The organism is Ruegeria sp. AB6 (assembly GCF_056542685.1).
The window spans coordinates 87,566-114,518 of sequence record NZ_JBQGAD010000003.1; the positions used below are offsets into that span (position 1 = coordinate 87,566).

Annotated in this window: 30 protein-coding genes; 17 read left to right on the forward strand and 13 right to left on the reverse strand. The window is 59.2% G+C overall.

Annotated elements, in window-relative coordinates; translation table 11 throughout:
• Nucleotides 1–100 precede the first annotated feature (100 nt).
• Together ACR0DB_RS08365 and ACR0DB_RS08370 are read left to right on the forward strand one after the other, a co-directional pair.
• Nucleotides 101–2,545, forward strand: coding sequence for a GcvT family protein (locus tag ACR0DB_RS08365; protein ID WP_480550091.1), 2,445 nt, complete (start codon nt 101–103; stop codon nt 2,543–2,545).
• Nucleotides 2,542–3,891 (forward strand): MmgE/PrpD family protein, encoded by a 1,350-nt coding sequence (locus ACR0DB_RS08370; RefSeq protein ID WP_480550093.1) that lies wholly within the window; start codon nt 2,542–2,544, stop codon nt 3,889–3,891. Before ACR0DB_RS08365 ends, ACR0DB_RS08370 begins: the two co-directional genes overlap by 4 nt.
• Before the next feature lie 36 nt (nt 3,892–3,927).
• Here the strand turns inward: ACR0DB_RS08370 and ACR0DB_RS08375 are convergent, their stop codons facing one another.
• From ACR0DB_RS08375 to ACR0DB_RS08395, 5 genes are read right to left on the reverse strand one after another with little or no spacing between them, the layout of a single operon-like run.
• Nucleotides 3,928–6,066 (reverse strand): tetratricopeptide repeat protein, encoded by a 2,139-nt coding sequence (locus tag ACR0DB_RS08375; RefSeq protein WP_480550095.1) that lies wholly within the window; start codon nt 6,064–6,066, stop codon nt 3,928–3,930.
• Nucleotides 6,063–6,932 (reverse strand): flagellar motor stator protein MotA, encoded by an 870-nt coding sequence (motA, locus tag ACR0DB_RS08380; protein ID WP_480550097.1) that lies wholly within the window; start codon nt 6,930–6,932, stop codon nt 6,063–6,065. The genes ACR0DB_RS08375 and motA overlap by 4 nt, the downstream gene beginning before the upstream one ends.
• Before the next feature lie 46 nt (nt 6,933–6,978).
• On the reverse strand, nt 6,979–7,551 hold the full coding sequence (locus ACR0DB_RS08385; RefSeq protein ID WP_480550099.1) for a MotE family protein: 573 nt from the start codon (nt 7,549–7,551) through the stop codon (nt 6,979–6,981).
• Nucleotides 7,548–8,027, reverse strand: coding sequence for a hypothetical protein (locus ACR0DB_RS08390; RefSeq protein WP_480550101.1), 480 nt, complete (start codon nt 8,025–8,027; stop codon nt 7,548–7,550). Before ACR0DB_RS08390 ends, ACR0DB_RS08385 begins: the two co-directional genes overlap by 4 nt.
• A 9-nt stretch (nt 8,028–8,036) precedes the next feature.
• Nucleotides 8,037–8,534, reverse strand: a complete 498-nt coding sequence (locus ACR0DB_RS08395; protein ID WP_480550103.1) for a flagellar basal body-associated FliL family protein — start codon at nt 8,532–8,534, stop codon at nt 8,037–8,039.
• A 119-nt stretch (nt 8,535–8,653) separates the two neighbouring features.
• On the opposite strand from ACR0DB_RS08395, the gene fliF reads away from it, so the two are divergent.
• The 4 genes from fliF to fliP are packed head-to-tail and all read left to right on the forward strand — an operon-like array spanning nt 8,654 to nt 11,847.
• Nucleotides 8,654–10,243: a flagellar basal-body MS-ring/collar protein FliF gene (gene fliF, locus ACR0DB_RS08400; protein WP_480550105.1), complete on the forward strand. Its 1,590-nt coding sequence runs from the start codon at nt 8,654–8,656 to the stop codon at nt 10,241–10,243.
• Nucleotides 10,243–10,839: a FliH/SctL family protein gene (locus tag ACR0DB_RS08405; RefSeq protein ID WP_480550107.1), complete on the forward strand. Its 597-nt coding sequence runs from the start codon at nt 10,243–10,245 to the stop codon at nt 10,837–10,839. The genes fliF and ACR0DB_RS08405 overlap by 1 nt, the downstream gene beginning before the upstream one ends.
• Nucleotides 10,832–11,119, forward strand: a complete 288-nt coding sequence (locus ACR0DB_RS08410) for a FliM/FliN family flagellar motor switch protein (RefSeq protein WP_170785198.1) — start codon at nt 10,832–10,834, stop codon at nt 11,117–11,119. The genes ACR0DB_RS08405 and ACR0DB_RS08410 overlap by 8 nt, the downstream gene beginning before the upstream one ends.
• Entirely contained in the window at nt 11,119–11,847 is a 729-nt protein-coding gene (fliP, locus tag ACR0DB_RS08415; protein WP_480550109.1) for a flagellar type III secretion system pore protein FliP, read from the forward strand. The genes ACR0DB_RS08410 and fliP overlap by 1 nt, the downstream gene beginning before the upstream one ends.
• Before the next feature lie 4 nt (nt 11,848–11,851).
• Here fliP and ACR0DB_RS08420 read toward each other — a convergent pair whose 3' ends face one another.
• On the reverse strand, nt 11,852–13,294 hold the full coding sequence (locus ACR0DB_RS08420) for a sensor histidine kinase (RefSeq protein WP_480550111.1): 1,443 nt from the start codon (nt 13,292–13,294) through the stop codon (nt 11,852–11,854).
• On the reverse strand, nt 13,291–14,025 hold the full coding sequence (locus ACR0DB_RS08425) for a response regulator transcription factor (RefSeq protein WP_480550113.1): 735 nt from the start codon (nt 14,023–14,025) through the stop codon (nt 13,291–13,293). Before ACR0DB_RS08425 ends, ACR0DB_RS08420 begins: the two co-directional genes overlap by 4 nt.
• Nucleotides 14,026–14,245: 220 nt before the next feature.
• Between ACR0DB_RS08425 and ACR0DB_RS08430 the strand changes: the two genes are divergently transcribed.
• Genes ACR0DB_RS08430 through ACR0DB_RS08445 form a run of 4 tightly spaced genes read left to right on the forward strand, consistent with a single transcriptional unit; the run spans nt 14,246 to nt 18,422 of the window.
• On the forward strand, nt 14,246–15,490 hold the full coding sequence (locus ACR0DB_RS08430) for an ABC transporter substrate-binding protein (RefSeq protein WP_480550115.1): 1,245 nt from the start codon (nt 14,246–14,248) through the stop codon (nt 15,488–15,490).
• 58 nt (nt 15,491–15,548) lie between these two features.
• Nucleotides 15,549–16,421 carry a carbohydrate ABC transporter permease gene (locus ACR0DB_RS08435; RefSeq protein ID WP_480550117.1) on the forward strand — a complete coding sequence of 291 codons (873 nt, stop codon included), beginning with the start codon at nt 15,549–15,551 and terminating at the stop codon, nt 16,419–16,421.
• Nucleotides 16,414–17,319: a carbohydrate ABC transporter permease gene (locus ACR0DB_RS08440; protein ID WP_480550119.1), complete on the forward strand. Its 906-nt coding sequence runs from the start codon at nt 16,414–16,416 to the stop codon at nt 17,317–17,319. The genes ACR0DB_RS08435 and ACR0DB_RS08440 overlap by 8 nt, the downstream gene beginning before the upstream one ends.
• Before the next feature lie 5 nt (nt 17,320–17,324).
• The gene (locus ACR0DB_RS08445; protein ID WP_170772880.1) at nt 17,325–18,422 is read left to right on the forward strand and encodes an ABC transporter ATP-binding protein; all 1,098 of its coding nucleotides are present in this window, start codon (nt 17,325–17,327) and stop codon (nt 18,420–18,422) included.
• Between the two features lie 58 nt (nt 18,423–18,480).
• On the opposite strand, the gene ACR0DB_RS08450 is transcribed toward ACR0DB_RS08445, so the two are convergent.
• Complete coding sequence (locus ACR0DB_RS08450) at nt 18,481–19,083, reverse strand: MlaC/ttg2D family ABC transporter substrate-binding protein (protein ID WP_170772878.1); 603 nt, start codon at nt 19,081–19,083, stop codon at nt 18,481–18,483.
• Entirely contained in the window at nt 19,073–19,885 is an 813-nt protein-coding gene (locus tag ACR0DB_RS08455; RefSeq protein WP_480550122.1) for an MlaA family lipoprotein, read from the reverse strand. The genes ACR0DB_RS08450 and ACR0DB_RS08455 overlap by 11 nt, the downstream gene beginning before the upstream one ends.
• A gap of 300 nt (nt 19,886–20,185) precedes the next feature.
• Here ACR0DB_RS08455 and ACR0DB_RS08460 point away from each other — a divergent pair, with 300 nt between their 5' ends.
• The 4 genes from ACR0DB_RS08460 to ACR0DB_RS08475 are packed head-to-tail and all read left to right on the forward strand — an operon-like array spanning nt 20,186 to nt 22,928.
• Nucleotides 20,186–20,641: a RidA family protein gene (locus tag ACR0DB_RS08460; protein WP_170772876.1), complete on the forward strand. Its 456-nt coding sequence runs from the start codon at nt 20,186–20,188 to the stop codon at nt 20,639–20,641.
• Complete coding sequence (locus ACR0DB_RS08465) at nt 20,638–21,405, forward strand: glycerophosphodiester phosphodiesterase family protein (protein ID WP_480550124.1); 768 nt, start codon at nt 20,638–20,640, stop codon at nt 21,403–21,405. Before ACR0DB_RS08460 ends, ACR0DB_RS08465 begins: the two co-directional genes overlap by 4 nt.
• Nucleotides 21,406–21,450: 45 nt before the next feature.
• Nucleotides 21,451–22,638, forward strand: coding sequence for a GNAT family N-acetyltransferase (locus ACR0DB_RS08470; RefSeq protein WP_480550126.1), 1,188 nt, complete (start codon nt 21,451–21,453; stop codon nt 22,636–22,638).
• Complete coding sequence (locus tag ACR0DB_RS08475; protein ID WP_170785182.1) at nt 22,635–22,928, forward strand: 4a-hydroxytetrahydrobiopterin dehydratase; 294 nt, start codon at nt 22,635–22,637, stop codon at nt 22,926–22,928. Before ACR0DB_RS08470 ends, ACR0DB_RS08475 begins: the two co-directional genes overlap by 4 nt.
• Here ACR0DB_RS08475 and ACR0DB_RS08480 read toward each other — a convergent pair.
• The 4 genes from ACR0DB_RS08480 to ACR0DB_RS08495 all read right to left on the reverse strand — a co-directional run bounded on the left by ACR0DB_RS08480 (nt 22,925) and on the right by ACR0DB_RS08495 (nt 24,454).
• A complete protein-coding gene (locus tag ACR0DB_RS08480; protein ID WP_170772872.1) occupies nt 22,925–23,236 on the reverse strand; it encodes a hypothetical protein in 312 nt (103 codons plus the stop codon). The two genes, ACR0DB_RS08475 and ACR0DB_RS08480, sit on opposite strands and share 4 nt — an antisense overlap.
• 28 nt (nt 23,237–23,264) lie before the next feature.
• Nucleotides 23,265–23,612, reverse strand: a complete 348-nt coding sequence (locus ACR0DB_RS08485; protein WP_170772871.1) for an EF-hand domain-containing protein — start codon at nt 23,610–23,612, stop codon at nt 23,265–23,267.
• 10 nt (nt 23,613–23,622) lie between these two features.
• Complete coding sequence (locus ACR0DB_RS08490; protein WP_170772870.1) at nt 23,623–23,868, reverse strand: glycine zipper 2TM domain-containing protein; 246 nt, start codon at nt 23,866–23,868, stop codon at nt 23,623–23,625.
• 100 nt (nt 23,869–23,968) lie between these two features.
• Complete coding sequence (locus tag ACR0DB_RS08495) at nt 23,969–24,454, reverse strand: peroxiredoxin (protein WP_170755218.1); 486 nt, start codon at nt 24,452–24,454, stop codon at nt 23,969–23,971.
• Between the two features lie 99 nt (nt 24,455–24,553).
• Here ACR0DB_RS08495 and ACR0DB_RS08500 point away from each other — a divergent pair, with 99 nt between their 5' ends.
• The 3 genes from ACR0DB_RS08500 to ACR0DB_RS08510 are packed head-to-tail and all read left to right on the forward strand — an operon-like array spanning nt 24,554 to nt 26,950.
• Nucleotides 24,554–25,765, forward strand: coding sequence for an NAD(P)/FAD-dependent oxidoreductase (locus ACR0DB_RS08500; RefSeq protein ID WP_480550129.1), 1,212 nt, complete (start codon nt 24,554–24,556; stop codon nt 25,763–25,765).
• Entirely contained in the window at nt 25,762–26,322 is a 561-nt protein-coding gene (gene rsmD, locus ACR0DB_RS08505; RefSeq protein ID WP_170785176.1) for a 16S rRNA (guanine(966)-N(2))-methyltransferase RsmD, read from the forward strand. Before ACR0DB_RS08500 ends, rsmD begins: the two co-directional genes overlap by 4 nt.
• The gene (locus ACR0DB_RS08510) at nt 26,315–26,950 is read left to right on the forward strand and encodes an HAD family hydrolase (RefSeq protein WP_170785174.1); all 636 of its coding nucleotides are present in this window, start codon (nt 26,315–26,317) and stop codon (nt 26,948–26,950) included. Before rsmD ends, ACR0DB_RS08510 begins: the two co-directional genes overlap by 8 nt.
• Nucleotides 26,951–26,953: the final 3 nt, after the last annotated feature.

Below are 26,953 nucleotides of genomic sequence, written 5' to 3' on the forward strand. Positions count from 1 at the left end.
CGCTTTGATCGTCATTACCGACATTTTGCGTCGGGAACAGAGCATCAGTAGCCCCTGACCTGTGGCTGACTTTCGTGCAAGCTCTGTAGGAGGTGCGCCAATGAAAACCCATGCTCAGGCCGTTGTCATCGGAGGGGGGCTGGTCGGCTGCTCGATCCTGTATCACCTGGCCAAGCTGGGCTGGACTGACGTTGTCCTGCTGGAACGCGATGAGTTGACCAGTGGGTCCACGTGGCACGCAGCGGCCAATATCCACGGGCTGCATGACAACAACAACATCACGCGCATTCAGCACTACACGATGAACCTGTACAAAGAGTTAGAGAAGGAAACCGGACAGGGCTGCGGCGTGTTTCAATCCGGGTCGCTCTATCTGGCGCAAACCGAGGACCGCGAACACCAACTGCGTCTGCAAGAGGCCAAGGCGCGTTTCTACGGCCTGAACTTCCACGAGATCAGCCGCGAACAGGCGATGGAACTGCACCCGCTAGCGCAGTTCGATGACATCCGCTGCATCATGTTCGAACCCGATGGCGGCAATGTTGATCCCTCGGGTGTAACACATGCCTATGCCGCTGGAGCACGCGCGATGGGCGCCAGTATTGAACGGTTTTGTCTCGTGTTAGGGACTGATCAACAGCCTGACGGAACGTGGATCGTACGCACCGAAAAGGGCGATATCCACACACAGTGGGTGGTCAATGCCGGTGGATTGTGGGGGCGTGAAGTGGCCGCGATGGCTGGGATCGAACTGCCCCTGCAACCGACTGAACATCAGTATTTTGTCACCGAAGCGATTGATGAAGTCGCCGCGTTGGGCCGTCGCTTGCCGTCCATCGCCGACCGGGATGGCGAGTACTACTTCCGGCAAGAGGGCAATGGCTTGCTGATCGGGGCCTATGAGAAGGACATGCGGTTTTGGGCCGAAAACGGCACACCGCTGGATTTCGCCCACGATCTGTTCCCCGACGATCTGGACCGCATCATGGAAAACGTTATCCGGGCCACCGAACGCGTGCCCGTTGCGGCAACTGCGGGGGTGAAGCGGGTAATCAATGGCCCGATGATCTGGTCGCCGGATTCGAATGCAATCTGGGGGCCTGTGCCCGAGTTGCAGAACTATTTCTGCTGCACGGGGATCATCCCCGGATTTTCGCAATCGGGTGGGCTTGGCCTGTTGTCGGCGCAATGGATGATCGAGGGCGAGCCGCAATACGACATGCTCGCCTGGGATCTGGCGCGGTTCGGCGACTGGGCCGACAAGGCCTTCACAAAGGCGCGGGTGCAGGACGTTTATACGCACCGCTTCGCCATCCATTTCCCGAACGAAGAGCGCAGCGCCGGACGCCCCGCGCGCCTCCGCCCGGCCTATCAGATGCAAAAGGAGATGGGCAGCGTCTTTGGCCTGAACTGCGGGTGGGAACACCCCCTCTGGTTCGCTGATCAACCCGGTGTGGTCGAAACCAACGGCTTCACCCGCCAGAATTGGTGGAAACCCGTTGGCCGAGAGGTGCAGATGTTGCGCGACAATGTGGGTGTGATCGACATCTCGAACTTCGCCAACTATGTGATCAAGGGGCCAGGGGCGCATGATTGGCTTGATCGTCTTGTTGCCAACCGGGTACCGACCGAGGTTGGCCGGTCGTGTTTGACCCCGTTGATTTCAGTGCGCGGAGGCGTGGCCGGGGACTTTACCATCACCAAAGTCGCCGATGACGAATACATGATGATCGGCTCGGGCATGGCCGAGCGCTATCACCAGCGGTTCTTCAACATGGTTGATCTGCCTGAAGGTACCCGTTTCGAGGTTGCCACAAACCGTATCGCCGGGTTCAACGTCGCCGGCCCGAAATCGCGCGATGTGCTGCAACGGCTGACCAATGCGGATCTGTCCAACGAAGGGTTCCGCTTCATGCGTTCACGTCAGATAGACGTGGCGGGCGTTTCCTGCCTCGCCATCCGTGTCAGTTTTACCGGCGACCTTGGGTGGGAGCTGCACTGCGCTGAGAGCGATCAGGTTGCGCTTTACACGGCCTTGCTGGAGGCCGCGAAAGAGCAAGGCGGCGGCCCAGTTGGCGGCCGTGCGCTGGGTAGTCTGCGTATCGAAAAGGGCTACGGCTCGTGGGGGCGAGAGTACAGTCAGGAATACTGGCCGCAAGAAGTCGGGCTGGACGGCCTCATCAAGCTGGACAAGGATTTCCTGCACAAGCAGGCCTATCTGGCCATCAAGAACAATCCTGTGCGTGAGGTTTTGTCGATGTTCGAAATTGAGGTGGACACCGCCGACGCCTCGGGCGGTGAGCCGATCTTTACACCAGATGGTCATTCGGTCGGGCGCGTGACATCGGGTGGCTTCGGGTATTCGGTCGGTAAATCGCTGGCCCTTGGGTTCGCAAACCCGCAAGTCGCAAAACCCGGTGATAGGGTTGAGGTGTTCATCCTCGGCAAACCGCATCGCGCAACTATTCTGGCTGAACCTCCTTTTGATCCTGCGGGATATCGGCTGCGTGACGTCTCTAAGCCCGCTATAGAGCCTGCCGAATGACCGATACGTTCGCCCGCGTTGCAAATTTCGTCCTAAATCGTCCACCCGAGGAAATGCCAGACAGCGCCAAAGAGGCAGCGGCGCTGATGATGGTGGACACTATGGGCATCCTGATTGCCTCCGGCCCGATGGAAGCGGGCGTGATCGCGCGGGATACGGCGGCATTGCTCTACGCCAGCACGGATTCTGCCTTCAGCGCTCGGCTGATGTTTGACGGGCGACCCGTCAGTATGGCTGGCGCTGCCTATGCGGCGGCGACACAGACAGACAATCTGGACGGGCATGACGGGTATAACCCGACCAAAGGCCATATCGGCGTGGTTGTGCTGCCTGCGTTGGTGGCGCTGGCCACGCATTGCCCGAATTTGACTGGCCCGCAGGCTTTGGCTGCTGTGATCACTGGCTATGAAATCGCGGGCCGCGCGGGGATTTCGTTGCACGCGTCGGTCAGCGAATATCACACCTCTGGGGCCTGGAATGCGCTGGGCGTGGTCGCAATGGCGGCCCGTTTGCGCGGGCTCACTCCAGACCAGTTGCGGCAGGCGCTGGGGATCGCCGAATTTCATGGGCCGCGCAGCCAGATGATGCGCGAGATCGCCAATCCCACGATGCTGCATGATGGTTCGGGATGGGGTGCGATGGTCGGCCTGTCCGCGGCGATTCTGGCCGAGCGGGGGTTTACCGGGGCGCCTGCCATCACGATCGAGGCCGAGACTGCCGCCCCTCATTGGGCGGATTTGGGCAGGTTTTGGCAGGTTGAGTATCAATATGTGAAGCCGTACCCGATCTGCCGCTGGGCCCACGCCGCGATAGATGGGGTCCGCGCGCTGATGTCGAAACACAGTTTGGTCGGTGACCAGATCCATTCGATCCAGATCAACACTTTTTGTGAGGCCGTGCGACTGTTTTCTGGAATGCCCGCGACCACTTCGCAAGCACAGTACTCTCTGCCCTTCGCTGTTGCAGTTCAGGTTCTGTATGGCCGTATCGGAGCCGAGCATATCTCAGGGCCCGGACTGTCCGACCCCCGGATCGCGGGCCTGATTTCCCGTATACACGTGAGCGAGGAAGAGAGGCATTCGCAACGGTTCCCGGGTGGGCGCTGGGCAGATTTATCAATTGAGACAACGGACGGGCGCATTTTGCATTCGGGCGATATCCACGCCCGCGGTGGCCCTGAGGCGCCTATGTCGCGCGATGAGGTTTTGGCGAAATATTCCGAGTTCGCAGAACCAGTTGTCGGAGCGCATCGGGCTAACGCGATCCGCGATGCGATCTTGTCCTGGATTGAACCGCATTCTAGATATGCCGATCTGGCGTCGCTGGTTTCTTCACCCCCGCGATAGCAGTCTCGCGGGGAATCGGGCCCCAATTGATACGGTTCACTGCTCGAGAATAGTAAGCAATTCGGTGATTTTTTCCCTAGCTTCGACACTATCCTGAAGTAAATCCGCCGCCTCGGCCAAAGGCTTGTCAGGTTGCGAAACAGGAGGAGTGATCAGAACCTGTGTCGCCTTGCTAACCAAACTAAACTGCGTTTCTTCCTCTTGATCAATGGCTTCGGGGTGGTCGGCCAGCCAAAAATTGCGGTCAGCCTGCTCCGCCTGCCCTAATGTGCGCGATAGCTCTCCGGCTGTATCGAAATCGCCAAGGGCTTGCATCGCTTGGTTCCTGATACGCAATGCCTCTTCCGAACTGTCCCCCTCCAGTTCAAGCATAGCTTGGTGAGGGCGTTGCGTTTGCAAGGCAGAGCGTGCCCTGATCCGTGCACGCTCTGACCGTTGCACCGTATCTTGGGGTCTGTTCGACAAAGCCAGCGCTGGTCCAGGGAACCCAAGCTTCACCAGACGGTTTGCCAACGCGACAGCCGTATCGGTGCTCAGGTCCTGCGTATCACCGGATGCAAATTCCAACGCCCGACGTAGAAATGTTATGTCATCCGCCCTCTCCACCAGAATGTGAGAAATCCGGTTCAACGTGGCCAGGCGTTCTTGCCCTGCAGGTATTTCCAAGGCAGCATCAAATGCTAGGTCGAATTCCTGAGTCAGACTTAGGGCCACAGCAAGAGCCCGTTTTAACTGTGGCTCGATCTCGGATTTACGAAACTCGTTCGAAAAAGACGCCGCAAGGGCGACTTCTTTGGGTGAAGCGGCGCCTCGATCAACCCATCGGTTTTCGATCAGCCGCGCCAAAGCGAGCGGAGCGTCCAGATTGGGGCCGGAGGATGCAACCACGTCGTTTAGCAACGCCTCGGCTTTTGGAGCGTCACCTTCGGCGGCTGCGACCTTAGCTTTGGCCCGTGTTGTGTCCGAGGCGTTTTGAATTCCCGCCCGGTCAACAGACCGCAATACGCGTCGAGCGGCTTCTAACCGACCTGCATCGACCAAAATTTCGGATAGATCAGGTCCAAATTGCCGTCTTAGATGCGTTGGCAGCCGTGAAAATGATTGCTCTACCCTGTCCAAGTTTGCTTCAGCGGATAATTCCCCGGCCATCAGAACAGCCCAAAGTGCAACGTCACCCCCGCATCGTTGCAAGCCACCAAACGGATTGTCGTCTGCCACATGCCCTGCGTCCAAAAACTGCGCAATTGCTGCAATCCGGTTTACGTCAGCATCGGGATCTTCCACCAATGCCAAAGCCTGCATCGCCTCGGCGCCGAAGCCATAGAATGCGTACAGCTTTGCCAGAGACAACGCTGTGTCCTGATCAACCCGATCGAATTCCTGAAACAAACCTGATCTTAAGGTGGCTATTTGCTGAGGGAAATCGGCTGAGCCACCCCACGTCTCGAACCCCAACTCTGTATCGGATATGCAGGCAGGTTCTTGTTCAAACCCGATCAAATCGGGCCCCAATAGACCGTTCAATTCATCGAGCACCGTCGATACGCTGATATTCCCTGTCGGGACTGCTGGACCTTCCGTGGCACCGTCAAAGATCGACGATCGCGGGCCAACCTGGGCAAGCTCAAGGTCAACGATGCCCCGGTCTGCACCTTGCAATAGACGTTCTGACAGGCGATCCTCAAACCCAAGCAATGGCGTCGGAAGCGCAGGCATTGGCAAGACGTTGCGGTTCTGAGCGGCCGCCAGCAGTCCGGTGTCGCGGTTTGCTTGCGGCAAGATGGGCGGAGGAATGTCCGCACCTATCGGTGGCAGGGCCTGCGCAATGGCAATATCGACCACAATCATGGTGTCTTGGTATAAAAACGCCGAAGCCGCGCAGTCACACCCGAATTGCATTTCCAATGGCCCGCCCGGTTCGGTCTGAGAAATGGCGGACAAACGGTTTTGAGACAGCCTGCGGAAGACCGAAGTGGTTTCGAAATGAACATCCTCCAGGGTGACGTTCAGACGCGCACCATACTCGGTTTGGGTGAGGACCCAGCCGGTGCCAGGCGGCACCTGAATGACCAGCCTGGTGTAGTCCTCATGCTCTCCCGAGCGCACGGTGGCTTCACGCGAAGTGGCACCGTTTGCTGCAAGCAACACTGCAAGAAAAAGACCAAGTCGGATCATGCCGCCGCCTGTTTCAGCTCTTTCAACGCCTCTTCCAGTTCCGAAAAACCAGGGCGGTTATGGGTCGGCGTGTTCTGGCGACCGACTTCAATGCACATCGCGGGGTTGTGGTTGTGCAGATTGGCGACCAGAACCTCTTTGATCAGTTGATAGAAATGGTTGTCCTCCTCAACCACGGCCTTCAGTTTTCCTGCGAATGGTCCGACCAGACCATAGGCCAGGAAAACGCCCAGAAAGGTCCCAACCAGAGCCCCCCCGATCAGTTTACCCAGTACCTCGGGTGGCTGGTCGATTGATCCCATGGTCTTGATCACCCCTAAAACCGCAGCCACGATCCCCAGGGCTGGCAAGCCATCCGCAACGGTCTGCAATGCATGGCTGGAATGCATGGCGTGGTGAAAATTTGCCTCCATCCGCTTCTCCAGAACTTCTTCGACCTGATGGGGGTCGTCGTAGTTCATCGAAGCCGACCGCATCGTGTCGCAGATCAGATCCACGGCCTCTTTGTCGGATTGGATCTTCGGATAAGCCGAAAACACCGAGGAATTTTCGGGGTCTTCGATATGCTGCTCGACCTCGACCGGGTTGGCTTTGGCGATACGGATCAGGGAAAACAGAAGGCATAACAGGTCGCGGTAGTCATCGGGTTTCCATTTCGGACCTTTGAACACCTTTGCCATGTCCTTGAGCGTATGCTTCACGGCGCTCATGTCGTTGCTGATCAAAAACGCTCCGACCGCTGCGCCGCCGATCATCATCATTTCGAACGGCAGAGATTTCATGATGATGGTCATCTTGCCGCCAGCGGCCAGATAGCCGCCGAACACCATGACGAAGATGACGACAATTCCGACTAGTCCGATCATGAGGGGTCTCCAGCAAACTCAAACGCGGCTTTGGTGAACATGGACGTCATTCCTGTGGCGCGGCAGCGTTGCGCCCCGCCATTATGACGCTGATTGTATAGGCGGCCTCAGGGCTCAGCCCCGCCAGCACGCCAGCGGCGGCATCCGCAGGCATCCGTGACAGGAAACCGGCGGCAAAACCTGGGTCCATCGTCTCGAACAAGGCGGCTGTGTCTTTGGGTTTCATGCTTTGATACACATCCGTCAGCCGGGTCAGGTCGGTCTCGGCCGCTTTTTCCGCATAGGCCAGTGTTTCGCGCAGGTTCTCTTCGGCCGCTTGCATAGCGACCATTCGGGTTTCGATGGCTTGCTCGGCGATTTCCAACGCCTTTTCCTTGTCGATTGCGGCGGCTTCGCGCTTTTCCAACGCTGCTTCGCGTCGCAGAAGTTCTGTCAACAATTCCTGTGCGCCGGGCTTTTCCATACCTTCTGGCTTGGCTTGCTTGACCGTCGGTTCGGCGTTCTTGGCCAGTGCCGGACCAGCCTCCAACCCGACGCGAATCGCAGCCGATCCGATCAACAGCAAAGAGATCACAGCAAGCACGCCGCCTTTGGGTTTGTTGCTCTGCCTTGTTTTCATGCCGTGGCCTCACGCCTCTTGCGACCATGCCGCATAAACATCGGACCAGCCGTTCGTTTTTCCGCAGGCTCAGGAACGGGTTCCTCCTTTTGCTCGGGCGCTTCCGCAGCTTCAACCTTTGCAACCTCAGGCTCTGGTGGCACCGTAGGCTCGGTCGCGGGCGAGGCTGTATCCTTTGGGGCTTCCTGATCCGGCACGATGTCATGCATCGACGCCATCATCAGCTCCAACCGCTGCGCGACCGTCTCCGCCCGTTGCGTCAATTGCTTCAAGGTGTCCCCGGAGCGGTCCGACGCCGCACGCGCGGACTCCAGCGATTTCTTTAATTCATCCGACTGTGCCGAAAGAACGGCAACGGCGCCGCCAACGCCCTTTTCAAGATCGGTGAATCGCTTGAGGCGTCGAGACAGAACAAAGCAATAGAGACCTGCGCCCAAGGCGCCTGCAATCAGGAAAATATCTGCGATCAGTTCCAACTTCGCCTCCTAATTCAAAACGAATTCCATCACGAGGACATCGCGAACGCGATCCTCGCCAACTACAATGCCGATGCGCCGCAGCAGATGCCCGCGAATGCGCACCAGGGCCAACGAATCCTCAAGATCCGAGATTTCAACCGCCCGCAGATACCCGTTCAGCACATCCATGATTCGCGGCTTCATCTTTTCGACATCGCCCAGATAGTCCGAGTTCACCTCAAGCTGAGCGTGAAATTTCAGGTGCCGCGAATCGCCCGAGTTCAGCGACAGGATCAGGGGCGGAAGATCGACGAATCCAACGTCAGGCAAGGCTTTTGCAGGCTTTTTTTCCGCCTTTTCAACCGCCTCTTGCGCCTTGGGCATGGCGCCTATTGGCAACAGCCCGGACGTGGTTACAAAATACCCTCCACCCGCGCCGGACAGGGCTAGAATCACACCTATTATCAATCCCTTTTTCCCAGGCTTTTCTGGGGCTTCTGCCTGTTCTGCAGTTGCGTCAGTCATGACGTCCTCATCCATCCGTTCTGCAATCGTCATAACCCGGTAGGGACTAACCGATTATTAAGGGCAATCGGTCAAACAAGGGATGCGCCGAGCAGAATGTCGGCGAGTCGGAGGTGAGCGTGCAGCAGATCGGAACTGTCTGGACAAGTTTGGACAGGCGAAAACAAATCATCGTTGCCGGTGCGGTTATGCTGGTATTTCTTGGGGTCCTTGCGATGTCGCGGCTGATAACGGCACCGTCGATGACCTTGCTTTATGCCGGGCTGGAAAGTGGGGCGGCGGGCGATATCGTTCGGTCACTGGATCAGCGCGGCGTGCCCTTTGAGATTCGGGGCGGCTCGATCTACGTGCCGGGGTCGCAGCGGGATGAGTTGCGCATGACTCTGGCGAGCGAGGGTTTGCCTGCGAATGGAAACCGGGGGTACGAACTGCTGGATACGCTCAGCGGGTTCGGGACCACTTCGCAAATGTTTGACGCCGCTTATTGGCGCGCCAAAGAGGGTGAACTGGCCCGCACGATTGTAGGGGCACCCCATATCAGCCAGGCGCGAGTGCACATCGCCAATGGTTCAACCAATCCATTTCAGCGCAGCGTTGCACCGACTGCCTCGGTTTATCTGGTGTCTTCGGGGGCGGATATCACGTCAGATCAGGCCAAGGCGATCCGGTTTCTGGTCTCATCCGCGGTCAGTGGTCTTGCGCCCGAGAATGTGGCGATCATCGATTCGAACGGGGCTGTGATTGGCGCGCAGGAAAACGCCGTTGCCGCCGATACGGCGGATGACAAGTCGCGGCAATTGCGGGAAAAGGTCCTGCGTTTGGTCGAAGCCCGCGTAGGTACGGGCAATGCCGTTGTAGAAGTCAGCGTAGATACGGTGACGAAAACCGAATCCATTCGCGAGCGTCGCTTTGACCCCAACGGTCGTGTGGCGATCAGCACCGATGTCGAAGAACGTTCAGACAGCGCGCGCAATCAATCCGCTGATGTCACCGTTGCGTCGAACCTGCCGGATGGTGACGGCGCGAGGGGCGACGAGTCGAACTCGAACGCCACCCAGACGCGCGAGCGGGTAAACTACGAGGTGTCCGAGACGGAGCTTGAGGTTCACAACGCCCCCGGCGCGATCAAACGTCTGACTGTGGCCGTACTGGTGAATGGAACGCGCAGTGTGGATGCGACGGGCACGGAAGGTTTTGCCCCCATGCCCGAAACAGAGATGGAGGCCTTGAAGGAATTGGTCGCCTCGGCTGTGGGGTTTGATGCGGAACGCGGCGACGTGATCACGCTGAAATCTATGGACCTGCCGGTTGTTGAACCGCAGGGCACGCTGGCCTCGGCTTCGATCTGGCAGAAGGTGCATTTCGACGCAATGTCGCTGATCCAGATGGCAGTTCTGGCGATTGTGTCTCTGATCCTTGGGTTGTTCGTGATCCGGCCTATTTTGACCAAGCCGGTTGTGACCACGGCACTACTACCTACTGGAAGTCTACCCGAACCAGGCTCGGTTTTGACGGGTGAGATTGCGACCGAAGAAGGCGGGCAATTCGCACCGATCGCGGGTCAGGTCGCGGGCGGGGATGTTCCAGCGCTGGCTTCTCAGCCCGGGGCGGACCCGGTAGATCGGCTGCGGGCGATGATTGGCGACAAGCAGGAGGAAACGGTCGAAATCCTGCGCAGCTGGCTTGAAGAAGGCGAGGAAAAGGTCTGATGTCGATCGCCCATTTGCTGGAAGATTTCACGTTGCAGGCTGGCGGTGGAAAGCTGCACTTGCTGGATGAGGACGGGTTGGAGGAACAGCGTCTGGCGGCGTTCGAACAGGGCTATGCCGCCGGTTGGGAAGATGCCGTTCAGGCACAGGAGCAAAACCGAGGCCGGATCTCGACCGAGTTGGCCAAGTCGCTTGAGGACATGTCCTTCACCTATCGTGAGGCGGTAACACGGATGACACTGTCGCTGGAACCGATGTTCAACAGCCTGATGCTCGCGGTCCTGCCCGAAACTTTGGAGCGGGGTTATACCATCCGGCTGGCCGAACAACTGACCGACATGGCTCGCGAACAAATCAATGAGCCGATGCAGGTTTTCGTCCCCGAAGGCCTCGCGGCTGAGGTGAAAGAGATGCTGCCCGAGGGGATGGCCGAGATGGCGCAAGTCATCTCAGACCCGCAGATCAAACCCGGCCAGGCTAGATTGCAGGTCGGTATCTCGCGGCGCGAGGTGGATTGCGGCGGCCTGCTGACGTCGATCCGCGCCGCGTTCGACGCGTATGTATTCGAGGCAAAAGAGGCATTGAGCAATGAGTGATCCCCAAACTCCCAAAAGCGAAAAATCCAACCCGTTTGAATCGGTCCCGATCGAGGTCACGGTCTCGGTCGGCCGCGCCCGCCCACTGATCCGCGATCTGTTGAATATGGGTGAAAATGCGGTGCTGACTTTGGACAAACGGATCGAGGATCCGGTGGATCTTTATGTAGGGGACCAGCTGGTGGCCCGCGGCTTGCTGGAAGAGATGGAAGGCGATCAGGCCGGACAACTGGCCGTGCGCCTGACCGAGATTGCCGATCTGCAAAACGGGATCGGTTGATGCGCGTTCTGCCCTGGATCATCGTGGCGCTGCTGCTGACACCGTCTTTTGCAGAAGCGCAGGATGTGTCCTTGTCGCTGGGTGACGGGGGTTCCATCTCGGCGCGGACGATCCAATTGATCCTGTTGATTACCGTGCTCAGCCTCGCACCTGGGCTGGCGATCATGATCACCTGTTTTCCTTTTCTGATCACCGTGCTGGCCATCCTTCGGCAAGGGATTGGGTTGCAACAATCGCCCCCCAACATGCTGATCGTCAGCCTGGCTTTGTTTCTGACCTATTTCATAATGGAGCCCGTCTTTAACGAAGCCTGGACCACTGGCATCCAACCCATGGTCGACGAAACGATGGAGGTCGAGCCCGCTTTGGAACGCGCCTTTCAACCGTTTCGCGCCTTCATGGCCGCGCGACTGGACCCTGACACGTTCTACGCCATGGCTGCACTGCGCCCCGAAGGCAATGCGGTGGACGTGTCGCCGGATGCGCCGTTGTCGATCCTGATGCCCTCTTTCATGTTGTCCGAGATTGCGCGGGCCTTTCAGATCGGTTTTCTGATCTTCCTGCCCTTTCTGATCATCGACCTCGTGGTAGCTGCGGTGCTGATGTCGATGGGGATGATGATGGTGCCACCTGCAACGGTTTCACTGCCGTTCAAACTGGCTTTTTTTGTCATTGCGGATGGGTGGTCCCTGATCGCCAGCGCTTTGGTGCGAAGCTACATGGGCTGACAGATTACTGCCGCGTGATCGTCAATCGGGCGCGCAGCCCCTGATCTCCGGCCTCGAAATGCAGCCCGCCACCATGCTGGTCAGCCACTGTGGCAGCAATTGTCAGACCCAGGCCAAACCCGTCTGACGAGCCTGTATTTGATCCGCGCTGAAACGGGGCCATCAGGGCCTCGATCTCATGAACGGACAGGTCATTGCCCTTGTCCTCGACCGTGATCGTTGCGGTGTGCGCGTCGGTTTCCAACTGGACCTCGGCGTGGCGGCCATATTTCAGGGCATTGTCGATTAAGTTGGTCAGTGCTCGTTTCAGCGAAATGGGCCGACCCGTTACCAACATGCGCCGGGTTTCCAGCAACGTCCCGTGCCCACGGCGGGACATGAAAACGGACGGAGCACCCTCGACCGCGACAGGATCGACATTCTGAAGCGTCACCGGCAGGTCCATGTCCTGATAATCGGCGACGACAGATTCGACCAAGGATGTCAGAGAAATCTGGCGCGGTTCCTCGACGCTCAGTTCTGAACGCGTATAGGTCAGAACACTTTCGATCATGCCGGTCATCTGGTCCACATCCGCTTCCAGCTTTTCGCGCAGCTCGTCATCGGCGATCAACGCGGCGCGCAGCCGGACGCGGGTTGCGGGGGTGCCAAGATCGTGGCTGACACCCGACAAGACCGTGGCCCGTTGTTCTAGCAAGGCGCGTTCGGCGTCTAGATGGGCGTTCACCGCAGACACGATATCACGCAGCTCGGTCGGCCCGTCAGCGTCATAGCTGTCGGGGCCTCCGCGCCTCCGACGGTCGCGCAGGGCATGGGCAAACCGGGTGAATGTATCGGACACGTTGCCGACCGAGGTCAGAATGACCGCCAGCGCCACGATGCCCAGCAATATCGCAGGCAGGCGCAGATCGGTTGGCGCCGCGCCACAGCCCCAGATCCCGGTGCCATCCACGCGGTACCACGGCCCGCGTCCGAATTGCGCAATCAGGATCGGTTCGCTGCAATAGGTGGCCAGCAGCCGGGTCAGGTTACCCATCTTTTCAGGCCCGGTCTGATCACTGCGCGAGACGATATCTGACACCGGATAGACCAGACGATCGGACAGGATCGCCAGCGTCAATTCACGCCCGTTGAGCGGCGCTGAACTGTCGGTCAGGATCGAAAGGTTGGTCAGGAACCGACGGCCCGAAGACCCAGGCAATTGCTGGAACTCTCCCTTGTCGGCCAGGACGGCATCCGCCGGTGACAAGGGCGTAATGGACAGCGGGGCTGCTGGGGCCATTCCTGTGCGCAGTTCTTCGTAAACGGTAAACCCTGCGACGAAGGATTGCGTCAGGAAATGATTCCAGGCGCGGGCCGAAGCAAACCACAGGCTGGCCGATACCAGCCCTGTTGCGAACGCTGAGATCACCCAAAACCAGCCTAGATTGCGCAGGCGCAGTGTCATTCCTCTTGCACCGACACGTCAGCGGCAAAAACATAGCCGACGCCGCGTTCGGTGCGCAGCATCTGCGGGTCCTTCGGGTTGACTTCGATCTTTGACCGCAGCCGCCCCACCAGCATGTCGATGGCGCGGCCCTGCGCCTCGGGCTTTTCGGTGCCGCCGGTGACATCCAGCGCGGCGACGATCTCATCCCTTGTCAGGGGGATATGCGGATTGGCCAGCAAAACCTTGAGCAACGCCGTCTCACGTTGTGACAGCGCCACCAAATAGCCTTCGGGCGAGTGCACCTCATCGCGCTTGCCGTCATAGAGCCAGCCGTCAAAGCGGAAGCTGTGGATGCGGCGGCGGTAGGCCAGCGACGATGACCGCCGCGCCCGTTGCATCACCGCCCGTACGCGGGCCAGCAGAAGCTGAGGATTGAACGGTTTGGCGATATAGTCATCGGCCCCGACCTCATACCCTGCCATGCGCTGATGGTCGGCTGACAGGGCCGAGACCAGAATGATCGGCACATCCTGTTCGGCGCGCAGGCGGGCGCAGATCTCGACGCCATTTTCATCGCCCAACATCACGTCCAGCAAGATCAGGTCAATGCGGCCCGCCCCCAGATGCCCACGAATTTCGGATTCCGATCGGGCGGGCAGGGCGATGAACCCGTTTTGCTGCATGAACTGAGTCATCATCGAACGCATCTCGGGGTCGTCATCCACCACCAACAGTCGCGGAATGCTCATGATGTCTGTCCTCCCCGGTTGTGGCCCCTCAGATATCGTCAATTGTAACGAACGGAAACAGATTCAATGTCAACGTAACACGCGGTAACAGAAGCGGTGAAAAATTGGACCGATGCACGGGCTTGGCGCGGATTCCAAGTTGCCAGACGGCCCGTGCGCCCCAGTATGGCCGACATCGCTGCTGCGGCAGTCACTTCGTTCTCTAGGGAGGAGACAAGAAATGAAACGTTTTGCATTTGCCACCGTATCGACGCTGGCTGTTGTGGCCGGATCGTCGGTGTTGGCGGGCCCCCAGGCAGAAGTTCTGCATTGGTGGACATCGGGGGGCGAGGCCAAGTCGGTTGCCGTCCTGCAAGAGGAATTCGCGGCCAATGGTGGCAGCTGGACCGATATGCCCGTTGCTGGCGGTGGCGGTGATGCCGCGATGACCGCGCTGCGCGCCCGTGTTCTGTCGGGCAACGCGCCGACGGCGGTTCAGCTAAAAGGCCCCGCCATTCAGGAATGGTATGAGGAAGGCGTGCTGGCCGATATCTCATCTGTGGCCGAGGCCGAAGGCTGGGCCGACGTTCTGCCCGCCTCGATCGCGGGCCATATGAAATGCGAGGGCACGTGGTGCGCTGCGCCGGTGAACGTACACCGCGTTGACTGGATCTGGGCCAATGCCGACGTTCTGGCCGCAAATGGCATCGAGATGCCGACCACGTGGGACGAATTCAACGCTGCAGCGGATAAGCTGCAAGCCGCAGGTGTGATCCCGCTGGCCCATGGTGGTCAGGCATGGCAGGACGCGACCGTTTTTGAAACCGTGGTACTGGGCATTGGCGGGCCAGAGTTCTTCCAGAAAGCGCTGGTTGATCTGGACCCTGAGGCGCTGACTTCGGACACGATGGTTCAGGTGTTCGACCAGATGCGCACAATGCGCGGCTACGTGGACGAGAACTTCTCGGGCCGCGACTGGAACCTGGCCACCGCGATGGTCATGAACGGTGAGGCCGCGTTCCAGATCATGGGTGATTGGGCCAAGGGCGAGTTCCTGGCGGCGGGCAAAAAACCCGGCGAGGATTTCCTGTGCGCCTCGACCCCCGGTGATGGCTATCTGTACAATGTCGACAGCTTTGCCATGTTCGATGTGGACGGCGATGACAAGAAAGCCGGTCAGGACCTGCTGGCCAAGCTAATCGTCGCACCGAACTTCCAGAAAGTGTTCAACCTGAACAAAGGCTCGATCCCGGCACGGACCGACGTGGCACTTGATGACTTTGACATCTGCGCCAATTTGTCGGCCGAAGATATGGGTGCGACCTCGGATGCAGGCTCGCTGCTGCCGTCTTATGCCCACGGCATGGCGCTGCGCGGGTCGCAGTCTGGTGCGATCACGGATGTTGTGACCGCGCATTTCAACTCGGATATGTCGTCGGCTGACGCGGTTCAGCAATTGGCGGCGGCAGTGGCCAACAGCTACTGATCCAAATCGCTCTGCCCCCTATACTGACGGGGCAGAGCATCTTTCCCCGGAGGAAATCATGTCCGAATGGCTGGAAAACCACCTGCCCAAGGTGGTGCTGGCACCGTCGTTCATTGCCGTATTGATCTTTGTCTACGGCTTTATCGGATGGACGGCTTGGGTGTCGCTAACCCGATCGAAACTGTTGCCGAAATACGAGATCAAAGGCTTCATTCAATATGAACGCCTGTTTGACTCGCCCCGTTGGGATACGGCGATCAACAACCTCTATATCTTTGGTGCGCTGTTCATCGTGATCGCGATGGTGCTGGGCCTGCTGCTGGCCATTCTGCTGGATCAGAAGATCCGCGTCGAAGGGGCCATCCGCACGATCTATCTGTACCCGATGGCGCTGTCGATGATCGTGACCGGTACCGCGTGGAAGTGGATACTGAACCCGGGTCTGGGGATCGAATCCATGGTGCAGGGCTGGGGCTTTACCAATTTCGAGTTCGACTGGCTGGTAAACCCGGACTACGCCATCTACAGCATCGTGATGGCCGCGATCTGGCAAAGCTCGGGCTTCGTCATGGCGCTGTTTCTCGCTGGCCTGCGCTCGGTCGATGGTGAGATCATCAAGGCAGCCCAAGTCGATGGTATCCCAACATGGCGCATCTACACGGCGATCATCATCCCGTCGATGGCCCCGATCTTCCTGTCGGCCTTCATCGTGCTGGCCCACCTCGCGATTAAAAGCTTTGACCTTGTCATCGCCCTGACAGGTGGCGGTCCCGGATACGCAACCGATCTGCCAGCCACATACATGTACGCAATGGCGTTTTCGCGCGGCGATATTGGTCAGGCGGCGTCGTCCGCGATGATCATGATGCTGGTCGTCTTTGCCATCGTCGTTCCCTATCTTTACTCAGAGCTGAGGGCGAAAAATGACTGATCTGTCGATGCCCCAATCCCAAACCGAACCCCGTAGCCAAAGTGCCGTTGGCAAGATTGTCCTGCGTTGGTTGCTGTACGTCCTGCTGGGCCTTTTTGCGCTGTATTACCTGATGCCGCTGTTTGTGATGTTGACCACATCGTTGAAAAGCCTTGAGGAAATCCGCACCGGCAGCCTGATTTCCTTACCGCGCGAAGTCAGCTTTGATGCCTGGAAAACCGCATGGTCCGGTGCCTGTACCGGCATTCAGTGCGAGGGCCTGCGCCCCTATTTCTGGAACTCGGTCCTCATCGCGGTGCCTGCGGTGGCGATCTCGACCCTGCTAGGTGCGCTGAACGGCTATGTCGTGGCGCAGTGGCGGTTCAAAGGCGCGAACATCATTTTCTCGCTGATGCTGTTTGGCTGCTTCATCCCGTTTCAAGTGGTTTTGCTGCCGATGGCGCGCCTGTTGGGCATGATGGGGATCGCCGGGACCATTCCGGGCCTGATCTTTGTCCATGTGATCTACGGGTTGGGCTTCACCACGCTGTTTTTCCGTAACTACTATGTCACCATCCCGTCCGAGCTGACCAAGGCCGCACGCGTTGATGGGGCCGGGTTCCTGCGGATCTTCTGGTCGATCTTCCTGCCGCTGTCGCTGCCGATCATCGTTGTGACCGTGATCTGGCAATTCACGCAGATCTGGAACGACTTCCTGTTCGGCGTGTCGTTCAGCCAGGCGGGTACGCAACCCGTGACAGTGGCGCTCAATAACATCGTAAACTCCACCACCGGCGTCAAAGAATACAACGTCGACATGGCCGCCGCGATCATCGCGGGGCTACCGACGCTGTTCGTCTATGTCGTTGCCGGTAAGTATTTCATACGCGGCCTGACCGCTGGTTCTGTGAAGGGATAAGACCCATGGCACCCATCCTTGATATCAACAAACTCTATAAGAATTACGGTGCGACCGAGATTCTGAAGGACATCAACATCTCGATCGAGCCGGGCGATTTCCTGGTGCTCGTCGGCCCCTCGGGCTGCGGCAAGTCCACCCTGCTGAACTGCATTGCCGGGTTGGAGGAGATCACTGGCGGCACCCTGTCCATTGGGGGCAATGACATGACCCATGTCAGCCCCAAGGACCGCGACATCGCGATGGTGTTCCAGTCCTACGCTTTGTACCCGACCATGACCGTGGCCAAGAACATCACCTTTGGCATGAAAGTGCGCGGGGTCGATCAGGCGACGCAGGATGCCAAGCTGAAAGAGGTCGCCCAACTGTTGCAGATCGAACCTCTGCTGAACCGCCGCCCCAGCCAATTATCGGGCGGTCAGCGTCAGCGTGTGGCAATGGGTCGGGCGCTGGTGCGCGATCCCAAGCTGTTCCTGTTCGATGAACCGCTATCCAACCTCGACGCCAAGCTGCGGGTCGAGATGCGGACCGAGATCAAGAAGCTGCACCAAACGCTGGATGCCTCGATCGTTTACGTGACCCATGACCAGATCGAGGCGATGACACTGGCGACCAAGATCGTCGTGCTGAAAGGTGGAGTCGTTCAGCAGATCGGCACACCGGCCGAGATCTATAACAACCCGGCCAACCTGTTTGTTGCTGACTTCATGGGCTCGCCCGCGATGAACCTGATTCCGGCGCAGGCGCATAAGAACGGAGCGGGGACCCAGATCGCCATCGCGCGCGACAGCGGTGAGACACTGGTGCTGAACGACGCCCGCGATCTGGCGCTTCCCAAGGATGTCATCCTGGGCCTGCGTCCCGAAGACATCGCCGAAGCCGGGTTCCGCGCCGGCGATGGGGTGCAAGAGGCTGAATGTCTGGTCGACATGGTCGAACCCGCAGGGGCCGACACCTATGTGGTCTCGGAGCTGGGCGGCAAGCAGGTCACGGCGCGTTTGCACGCTGAAACCAGCGCGCAGGCGGGCAAGATGCTGAATCTGGCCTTCGACATGAGCAAAGTGTCTTACTTTGCTCAGGAAACCGGTGAACGCCTGAACTAAACGCACAGCGCCGCGCGACCAAAAGGTTGCGCGGCGCTGCATGCATTTTTAAAGACGCTCAACCGACTTTGTTCAGGTCCTTGATCAACCGGTTCAGATCGCCACCACGGGCATCCAGCATCGCACCAATCTCGGTCCGTTCGGTCAGCAGCATGTTCACCCCTTCGATGAACATGTTGAAGAACCGGTCTCGGCCCGATTTGTCGGATACAAGGAAAGTCACCTCAAACGGGGACGAGCCCTGCAGCTTGACCGAGGTGCGTACTTCGTACCCAGCCTTGATTTTGCGGGCGTTGCGAACTGTAACCTGGCCGCCAATGAATTCACGGAAGCGGCGGCCATATTTGTTCGAGATATAGCCCTGAAAGGCTTTGGTGAATTGTCGCAACTGCGCCGGGCTGGCCGAGCGGCCATCGGCACCCAGTACGTAACGCGCCATGATTGGCACGTCGGCATATTGGGTAAAGATCTTCTCGAAATCGCGGATCATCGCGTTTTCGGATTTGCCCGAAGCGATCACGCGGTTGATGTCATCCACCACGCTGACCACCAGCGCCTTTGCGCTGGCCTCGGTCTGGGCGTAGGCGGGCAGGGCGGTCATCAGCGCCCCGGCCAGGCCGGTGGCGACGAAACCGCGTCGGTTCATCAGATTACTCGGCATAGGGGTCCTCGTAAGGGTCAAGATAGGGGTCCCTGACCGGGTCGGTCCCGGTTACGGAATAGGGGTCGTCATAAAGGCCCAGATAGGCGTCTTCGTCATCACGCGCCAGTTCAAAGCGGCGGTTTTGCAGGTAGATGGTTTGTGCCTGCGCATAGCTGTCGGCACTTTCATACAGAATCGAGTCCACCGTGTCCGAGAACCGGCCTCGATCGCCCATGCGGCGCACCACCTCGGCATAAACACCGATATTGTCGACCGGGCGCACCGGGGAAAAGTTGATCGGGTTCGAGAACAGGTTGAACACAACACCAATCGCATCACGCTGGGTCGAGGGACCATAGAACGGCAATTCGACGTAGGCGCCTTCGCCCACGCCCCAGACATGCAGGGTCTCGCCGAAATCAGTATCGACAGGCGGCAGGTTCAGCTCGTCTGCGGGTTTGGACAACCCGGCCCCGCCTACAGTGCTGTTGATGGCAAAGCGCAGCAATGCGTTGCCCGCCTGTTTCAGGTTGCCCTGCAACAGATAGTCCAGCGCCTGTCCCGGCAAGGTCAGGTTCTCGGCGAAATTGCTGAAGCTGGTCACGACCGGATCGGGGAAGATTTTCACATAGCCTTTTGACGCGGGTCGGAACAGAAAGCGGTCAACGCCGAGGTTGAAGTCGTGAATACTCCGATTGGTCTTTTCATAGGGGTCGAAGACCTCTCCGGGAGGGGCGTCAGCAGGCGGGCGCGTGGCGCAGGCACCAAGAGTTGCCACCAGGGACACAAGGATCAGAGGCTTCAAGCTGACTTTGCTCAACACGGTCTTTGCCACTCCAACACGTCAGGAATGAAAATGCCTGGACGTTCAATCAATACTATCTTCGACCGCAACAAGCGGCGCAATTCAATGTCACATAGGTGTTTCTCAAATAGATTGAAACACTCAGCGTGTAACCCGGACAAGTGGTCAACGTAAAGTGACCCAACTTCAACAGTCCCGAATAAGAGAAGTTATGCTTACTGCGCGGGCAACCGTAAAACTGCCGGTTTCATGCTTTTCGATCCGCGCTATCCCGGTTAGCGTCCGTCCGAGTCGAATTTAGTTGAGGAGTATCACATGAGCATCGCAGCCAAACTGGACAGCCTAGGCGTCACCCTGCCGGACGCACCTGCGCCTGCCGCCAACTATGTGCCCTTCGTGCGCGTGGGCAATATCGTCTATGTCTCGGGCCAGATCTCGAACGACGGCACGATGATCACTGGCAAGCTGGGCGACGACATGGATGTCGAAGCGGGTGCCGCGGCGGCCAAGGTCTGTGCAATCAACCTGCTGGCGCAGGTCAAGGCGGCCTGTGGTGGCGATATCGACAAGCTGGTACGCGTGATCAAGCTGACCGGGTTCGTGAACTCGACCGCAGATTTCACCGCGCAGCCGCAGGTGATCAACGGGGCCTCGGATTTTCTGGTCGAGGCGCTGGGCGAAGCGGGCCGTCACTCGCGCTCGGCTGTCAGTGCCGCTGCGTTGCCGCTGGGTGTAGCGGTCGAGATCGAAGGCATCTTCGAGGTCGCATGATACCCGCCCTACCTGATGTGCTATTGCAGACCCCGATTGCGCATCGAGCCCTGCATGACCTCTCGGACAACCGCCCGGAAAACAGCCGGGCGGCCATTCGCGCTGCAGTCGAGGCCGGTTACGGGATCGAGATCGACCTGCAACGCAGCCGCGATAACCGGGCCATGGTATTTCATGACTACGACATGACACGGCTGACCGGCCGATCCGGTCCGATCCAGCAGATCACGGCGGATGAGGCGCAAGCCACGCGGCTTTTGCACGGCGAGGACGGCATTCCGACCTTCGACGAGGTGTTGCAGATCGTTTCGGGCAAGGTTCCGTTGTTGATCGAGCTGAAGGATCAGGATGGGGCGATGGGCCCTAATGTCGGCCCGCTCGAGGCGGATACGGTGCGCGCGTTGCAAGGCTATGACGGGTCTGTGGCGCTGATGTCGTTCAACCCCAACTCGGTCGCTGAACTGGCACGGCTGGCACCGAATCTGCCGCGTGGGATCACCACCTGTTCCTACCAGCCCGAAGTCGAGCATTTGCCGCATGCGGTTTGTGACCACCTGCGCGACATCCCCGATTTCGATCGGGTGGGGGCCGGCTTTATCAGCCATGAGGCCGCAGACTTGTCGCGCCCCCGCGTGGCTGCGCTGAAGGCGCAGGGCGTGCCGATCCTGTGCTGGACCATCCGCTCGCCCGAACAAGAGGCAGAGGCCCGCAAGGTTGCCGATAATGTGACCTTTGAAGGGTATTTGGCCGCCCGCCCGGGTTGAACCCCACCCCATCCGTCACAGATAAAGACAAGACGCGGAGGGCACATGGATCAGGCGCAAATCGAGGTTCGGGTACTGGGGTCGCTCTCGCAAATCCCTGCGTCAGAGTGGGACAGCTGTGCCTGCCCCGAGGCTGCGGATGGTGGTCGTCCAATGGACCCGTTTACCACGCATCGGTTTTTGTTGGCGCTGGAAAATAGCGGCTCGGTCGGGCGGGGCACGGGTTGGCAGCCGCAATATCTGACCGCTTATCTGGACGGGATGCTGATCGCGGCGGCACCGATGTACGCCAAGTCACATTCGCAAGGCGAGTATATCTTTGACCACAACTGGGCTCATGCCTACGAAAATGCGGGTGGGCGCTATTACCCCAAGCTGCAAATCGCAGTGCCCTTCACACCCGCCACGGGGCGACGGTTTCTGGTGCGGCCTGGGTACGAGGGCGTCGGCCTGTCGGCCCTCGTACAAGGTGCGGTGCAACTGGCGGCGGATAATCAGGTCTCATCCATCCACGCGACCTTCTGCACCGAGGCCGAGGCCGAAGCGGGTGAAGAAATGGGTCTGATGGTGCGCCATTCGCAGCAGTTTCACTGGCTGAATGATGGCTACTCGGAATTCGACGGGTTTCTGGCGGCGCTCTCGTCGCGCAAACGCAAGAATATCCGCAAGGAGCGCGCGCAGGCCTGTGGGTTTGGTGGAGAAATCCGCGCGCTCACCGGTGACGACTTGCGGCCCGAACATTGGGACGCGTTTTGGCGGTTCTATCAGGACACCGGCTCGCGCAAATGGGGGATGCCATACCTGACACGTCAATTCTTTGACATTGCCCATGAAACCATGGCCGACGACATGGCGCTGGTTCTGGCCGAGCGTGACGAATACCCGATTGCAGGCGCGTTGAACTTCATCGGGCGTGAGACGCTTTATGGCCGCTATTGGGGCTGCGTCGAGCACCATGCCTGTCTACATTTCGAACTGTGCTATTATAGGGCGATCGACTTCGCCATCGCGCAGGGACTGTCTCGGGTCGAGGCCGGGGCGCAAGGGGAACACAAGCTGGCCCGCGGTTATCTGCCAACGCGCACGCACAGCCTGCACTGGGTCAACGACCCTGGCTTTGCCGACGCGATCCGAAAATATCTGGACGCCGAGGCCCACGCAGTGGGAGAAGAGATCGAGATTCTGACGGATTACGGCCCGTTCAGAAAAGCGAACCCGGAGGAACAGCAATGACCGAACTTTTGTCGACCGAAACGCGCGGCCCCCTTCTGGACCCGTTGTTTCAAACCGGCTGGACCATGGTTGAAGGCCGGGATGCGATCACCAAGACCTTCACGTTCAAGAATTTTGTCCAGGCCTTCGGCTGGATGACCCAAGTGGCCATCTTTGCTGAGAAATGGAACCATCACCCCGAATGGTTCAATGTCTACAACAGGGTCGAGGTGACACTGTCCACCCATGATGTGGGCGGTTTGTCGGCGCTGGACGCCAAGCTGGCCCGCAAGATGGACAGTCTGGTTTAACCCCGGTCGCTTGCCGAGCCGACGCCACCCGCCAGCGAGGCGGCAACGCCCATTTGACGGAACTCATCCGGCGTGACGGTGCCGCTGCTGACGTCGATATTGCCGGGGATGCGCGTCGTGCGCAGGCCGTTCGACCGCACCGACCGCGCCGCCGGGTCAATATACAGACAGCGCGTATCATAGCAGGTCATCCCGCTGGTATTGATCTGAATCCGTTGCTGGCCGTCTGGTCCTGTCACAATCGGCGCCTGCGGCACGTCGCAAGCCGCTAGCAGACCCAGAACACCCAGCGATATCCATTTGTTCATCATACGCTCCTGTCGGGTTCGGGCGGCCCTAGTCCAACTGGCCGTTCCCGTCTTTGTCGGCAGACGTGAAGTCGTCGTTCATCTGCGCATCGAACTCTGACCGAGAGATAATGTTATCCTGATTGCGGTCAACGCTTTGGAATTGCTTTATGTCCAGAAAGGGCTTGGCTTCGTCTAACCCCAGTGTGCCGTTCTTGTCTTCGTCCATCGCTTGAAACGCATAGTCGGAAAAAGCGTTGAACTCATCCTTTGACAGAAATCCATCGTTGTTGGCGTCGATGGCTTTCAATTCATTCTCATGCAGCTCTGCTACCGTTTCGGCCGCAACGGTCCCAGCCAAAAGGGTCAGGCCAAGTGTCAAAATCCCAAGTTTCATGATGTCCCCCTCAGCACGCGAATTTCTGACCTTCGATCCCGCCGACGGCAGCCCCTGCTGCTGTCAGGATCGTCTTGCCGGACCCGCCGCCAAACTGATTGCCGATGACGCCACCCAATAGCGCGCCGCCGACCGTGCCGCTGAGGCAGGCGATCTCATGTTGGCGGGCGGCTTGTTGTTGTGGTGTGGGGGCCGGGCCGCACGCGGCCAGTGCGCCTGCTGTGCCCAGACATAGGGTAATGGACTTGAGCTTCATTAAAGGACTCCCTGAACAACTAGGCCGAGTATTTGCCGTTCAGGGGTATCTATCAAGTTAAATAGGGCAAAGGCCCCGACAGAACCGGGGCCAAACCGGATCAGATGACGTCCAAAAGACCCTCACCAGCCGAGATTTCGCACGCTCCGGGGCTTTCTTCCAAGTTCAGCGCGGTGACTTTGCCATCCTCGACCAGCATCGCATAGCGTTTCGAGCGCGCGATCAGCCCGGCCGGCGGAGCGTCGAAATCCATACCGATGGCCTTGGTGAATTCGGACGCGGCATCTGCCAGCATGGTCAGGCCCGCATCTGACGCGCCGGTGGCCTCGCCCCAGGCTTTCATCACGAAGGGGTCGTTGACCGACAGGCAGATGATTTCGTCCACGCCTTTGGCATCGAATTGATCCTTGGTGCGCATGAAACTGGGCACATGGGCCGAATGGCAGGTGGGCGTGAACGCGCCGGGGACGGCAAAGATCACCACTTTGCGCCCGTTTGTTTTATCGGAAATCCGAACCTCCTCGGGGCCTTCTGCGCCGATCTGGGTCAGTGTGGCGTCGGGCAGCGTATCACCTGTTGAAATCATTTTTGTGCTCCTGTCGTTTGGATTTGCAGAGTCGGGCTTAGCCGCAATATAGGTGGTCGCGTGGAGGAGACCACGGGAATTCGACAGGGTGAGGGGAAGATGAGCCATATTGTCGTGATCGGTGCCGGGCAGGCGGGTGCATCGCTGGTGGCGCGGCTGCGCAAAGACGGGTTTGAAGGGGACATCACCCTGATCGGGGCCGAGTCGCATCTGCCTTATCAGCGCCCGCCCCTGTCCAAGGCTTATTTGCTGGGCGAGATGGAGCTGGAGCGCCTGTTCCTGCGCCCCGAGAGCTTTTATGCCGAGAACAACATCACCCTGCGTCTGGGTCAGCGTGTGACCGCGATTGATCCGCAAGCCAAGACCGTGTGGCTGGGTGATGAAGTCATTTCCTATGACGAACTGGCCCTGACCACCGGGTCTGACCCCCGCCGCTTGCCTGCCTCGATTGGTGGCGATCTGGCAGGCGTGCATGTGGTGCGCGATTTGGCCCATATCGACGAGATGGAGCCGCGCGTGACCGACGGCGCCCGCGCGCTGATCGTGGGCGGTGGCTATATCGGGCTCGAGGCGGCTGCGGTTTGCGCCAAGCGCGGCGTCAATGTGACCTTGGTCGAGATGGCAGACCGAATCCTGCAACGGGTCGCTGCACCTGAGACCAGCGATTACTTCCGCGCGCTGCATTCCGGATACGGTGCCGATATCCGTGAAGGCGTCGGGCTGGACCGTCTGCTGGGCGAGGATGGCAAGGTGGTGGGCGCGGTTCTGACCGATGGTACCGAGATTGCCGTTGATTTCGTTGTGGTTGGCGTGGGCATCGCGCCCGCGACCCAACTGGCAGAGATGGCGGGGCTGGAGCTGGAGAACGGTATCAAGACCGACGCCCATGGCCGCACATCCAATCCGTCGATTTGGGCGGCAGGCGATTGTGCGTCTTTCCCGCATGGCGAAGGGCGCATTCGTTTGGAAAGCGTGCCCAACGCCATTGATCAGGCCGAGATCGTGGCCCAGAACATGCTGGGCGCGGCCAAGGATTACACTGCAACACCGTGGTTCTGGTCCGACCAGTATGACGTCAAGCTGCAGATCGCGGGTCTGAACACGGGCTATGACCGCGTCGTGACCCGGCAAGGTGAGGGCGCAACCGTGTCCTTCTGGTACTACAAAGGCGATCAACTGATTGCGGTGGACGCGATGAACGACCCTCGTGCTTATATGGTCGGCAAACGCCTGATCGACGCGGGCAAGACCGCCGATCCCGCCGTGGTAGCCGACCCGACTGCGGACCTGAAACCGCTGCTCAAAGCGTGAGGATTATCGCCGGAGATTTCCGAGGCCGAGCCCTGGCCTCGGTCGGCAAAGGCGATTCGGGGGCGCATCTGCGGCCTACCACGGACCGGGTGCGCGAAAGTCTGTTCAACGTCCTCAGCCATCAGATTGATTTTGACGGGCTGCGCGTGCTGGACGTGTTTGCTGGCACTGGTGCGCTGGGGCTTGAGGCACTGTCGCGTGGTGCTTCCCATGTGACCTTCGTGGATGACGGGCGCGTAGCGCAGGGTCTGATCCGAAAGAATATCGACCTGACCCGCAGTGCAGACCGCACCCAGCTAATCCGACGCGACGCGACCCGGCTGGGTGAAAACACCGACGCGCCTTATGATTTGCTCTTCCTCGACCCGCCCTATGGCAAGTCGATGGGCCAGAAGGCCATCGCGGCTCTGACCCAAGGGTGGTTCGCGGACGACGCGCTGATTGTGTGGGAGGAGAACGCGCCGATGCAACCGCCCGAGGGGTTCATCCTGCAAGACGCCCGCAAATACGGCGACACGCATATCACTCTGATGTGGAAGGACCGCGCCGATGCATGATCTGGTCATCTTCGATTGTGACGGCGTTCTGGTGGACAGCGAAAGGCTGACCAATCAGGTTCTGGTCGACAACCTTGCACGTTACGATTTGCATGTGTCGCTGTCGGAATGCATGTCTCTGTTCGTAGGCGGCACCATGAGCGGCGTCCACCAACAGGCGCGCAACCTTGGGGCGGACCTGCCCGACGACTGGGTGGAGCAAATCTATACCGAGGTTTACGCCGCCTTGCGCGCCGGAACGCCTCTGGTGCCCGGTGTTCGGAACGTGTTGCAGCGGCTGGAGACCGCCAGTGTTCCCTATTGCGTGGCCTCGAATGGCCGCCCCGAGAAAATGCAGATCACGCTGGGCCAGAACGGGCTTTGGGATCGATTCAAAGACGTCATGTTTTCGGCCCAGGTAATGGGGACCGCCAAGCCGGACCCGACCCTGTTTCTGACCGCAGCGCAGCATTTTGGTGCTGTCCGCCCGGTTGTCATCGAAGACAGCGAAAATGGCGTCACTGCCGCGATCCGGGCCGAGATGCGCTGTCTGGCCTATGCCTCCCATGATGACGGCGCGGGATTGTCCGCCTTGGGCGCCGAGGTGTTCACGCAGATGTCACAACTGCCCGAGCTTTTGGGACTCTGATCG

Coding starts and splice junctions, on each gene's coding strand:
- ACR0DB_RS08420 (WP_480550111.1), bottom strand. CDS start 13,294: ATGACACTGCGCCTGCGCAATCTAGGCTGGTTTTGGGTGATCTCAGCG.
- ACR0DB_RS08425 (WP_480550113.1), bottom strand. CDS start 14,025: ATGAGCATTCCGCGACTGTTGGTGGTGGATGACGACCCCGAGATGCGT.
- ACR0DB_RS08450 (WP_170772878.1), bottom strand. CDS start 19,083: ATGCCGAGTAATCTGATGAACCGACGCGGTTTCGTCGCCACCGGCCTG.
- ACR0DB_RS08430 (WP_480550115.1), top strand. CDS start 14,246: ATGAAACGTTTTGCATTTGCCACCGTATCGACGCTGGCTGTTGTGGCC.
- ACR0DB_RS08410 (WP_170785198.1), top strand. CDS start 10,832: ATGAGTGATCCCCAAACTCCCAAAAGCGAAAAATCCAACCCGTTTGAA.
- ACR0DB_RS08385 (WP_480550099.1), bottom strand. CDS start 7,551: ATGAAAACAAGGCAGAGCAACAAACCCAAAGGCGGCGTGCTTGCTGTG.
- ACR0DB_RS08435 (WP_480550117.1), top strand. CDS start 15,549: ATGTCCGAATGGCTGGAAAACCACCTGCCCAAGGTGGTGCTGGCACCG.
- ACR0DB_RS08475 (WP_170785182.1), top strand. CDS start 22,635: ATGACCGAACTTTTGTCGACCGAAACGCGCGGCCCCCTTCTGGACCCG.
- ACR0DB_RS08405 (WP_480550107.1), top strand. CDS start 10,243: ATGTCGATCGCCCATTTGCTGGAAGATTTCACGTTGCAGGCTGGCGGT.
- ACR0DB_RS08500 (WP_480550129.1), top strand. CDS start 24,554: ATGAGCCATATTGTCGTGATCGGTGCCGGGCAGGCGGGTGCATCGCTG.
- ACR0DB_RS08375 (WP_480550095.1), bottom strand. CDS start 6,066: ATGATCCGACTTGGTCTTTTTCTTGCAGTGTTGCTTGCAGCAAACGGT.
- ACR0DB_RS08395 (WP_480550103.1), bottom strand. CDS start 8,534: ATGACTGACGCAACTGCAGAACAGGCAGAAGCCCCAGAAAAGCCTGGG.
- ACR0DB_RS08495 (WP_170755218.1), bottom strand. CDS start 24,454: ATGATTTCAACAGGTGATACGCTGCCCGACGCCACACTGACCCAGATC.
- ACR0DB_RS08485 (WP_170772871.1), bottom strand. CDS start 23,612: ATGAAACTTGGGATTTTGACACTTGGCCTGACCCTTTTGGCTGGGACC.
- fliP (WP_480550109.1), top strand. CDS start 11,119: ATGCGCGTTCTGCCCTGGATCATCGTGGCGCTGCTGCTGACACCGTCT.
- ACR0DB_RS08470 (WP_480550126.1), top strand. CDS start 21,451: ATGGATCAGGCGCAAATCGAGGTTCGGGTACTGGGGTCGCTCTCGCAA.
- motA (WP_480550097.1), bottom strand. CDS start 6,932: ATGATCGGACTAGTCGGAATTGTCGTCATCTTCGTCATGGTGTTCGGC.
- ACR0DB_RS08480 (WP_170772872.1), bottom strand. CDS start 23,236: ATGAACAAATGGATATCGCTGGGTGTTCTGGGTCTGCTAGCGGCTTGC.
- ACR0DB_RS08370 (WP_480550093.1), top strand. CDS start 2,542: ATGACCGATACGTTCGCCCGCGTTGCAAATTTCGTCCTAAATCGTCCA.
- ACR0DB_RS08465 (WP_480550124.1), top strand. CDS start 20,638: ATGATACCCGCCCTACCTGATGTGCTATTGCAGACCCCGATTGCGCAT.
- ACR0DB_RS08510 (WP_170785174.1), top strand. CDS start 26,315: ATGCATGATCTGGTCATCTTCGATTGTGACGGCGTTCTGGTGGACAGC.
- ACR0DB_RS08440 (WP_480550119.1), top strand. CDS start 16,414: ATGACTGATCTGTCGATGCCCCAATCCCAAACCGAACCCCGTAGCCAA.
- ACR0DB_RS08460 (WP_170772876.1), top strand. CDS start 20,186: ATGAGCATCGCAGCCAAACTGGACAGCCTAGGCGTCACCCTGCCGGAC.
- ACR0DB_RS08490 (WP_170772870.1), bottom strand. CDS start 23,868: ATGAAGCTCAAGTCCATTACCCTATGTCTGGGCACAGCAGGCGCACTG.
- ACR0DB_RS08365 (WP_480550091.1), top strand. CDS start 101: ATGAAAACCCATGCTCAGGCCGTTGTCATCGGAGGGGGGCTGGTCGGC.
- ACR0DB_RS08445 (WP_170772880.1), top strand. CDS start 17,325: ATGGCACCCATCCTTGATATCAACAAACTCTATAAGAATTACGGTGCG.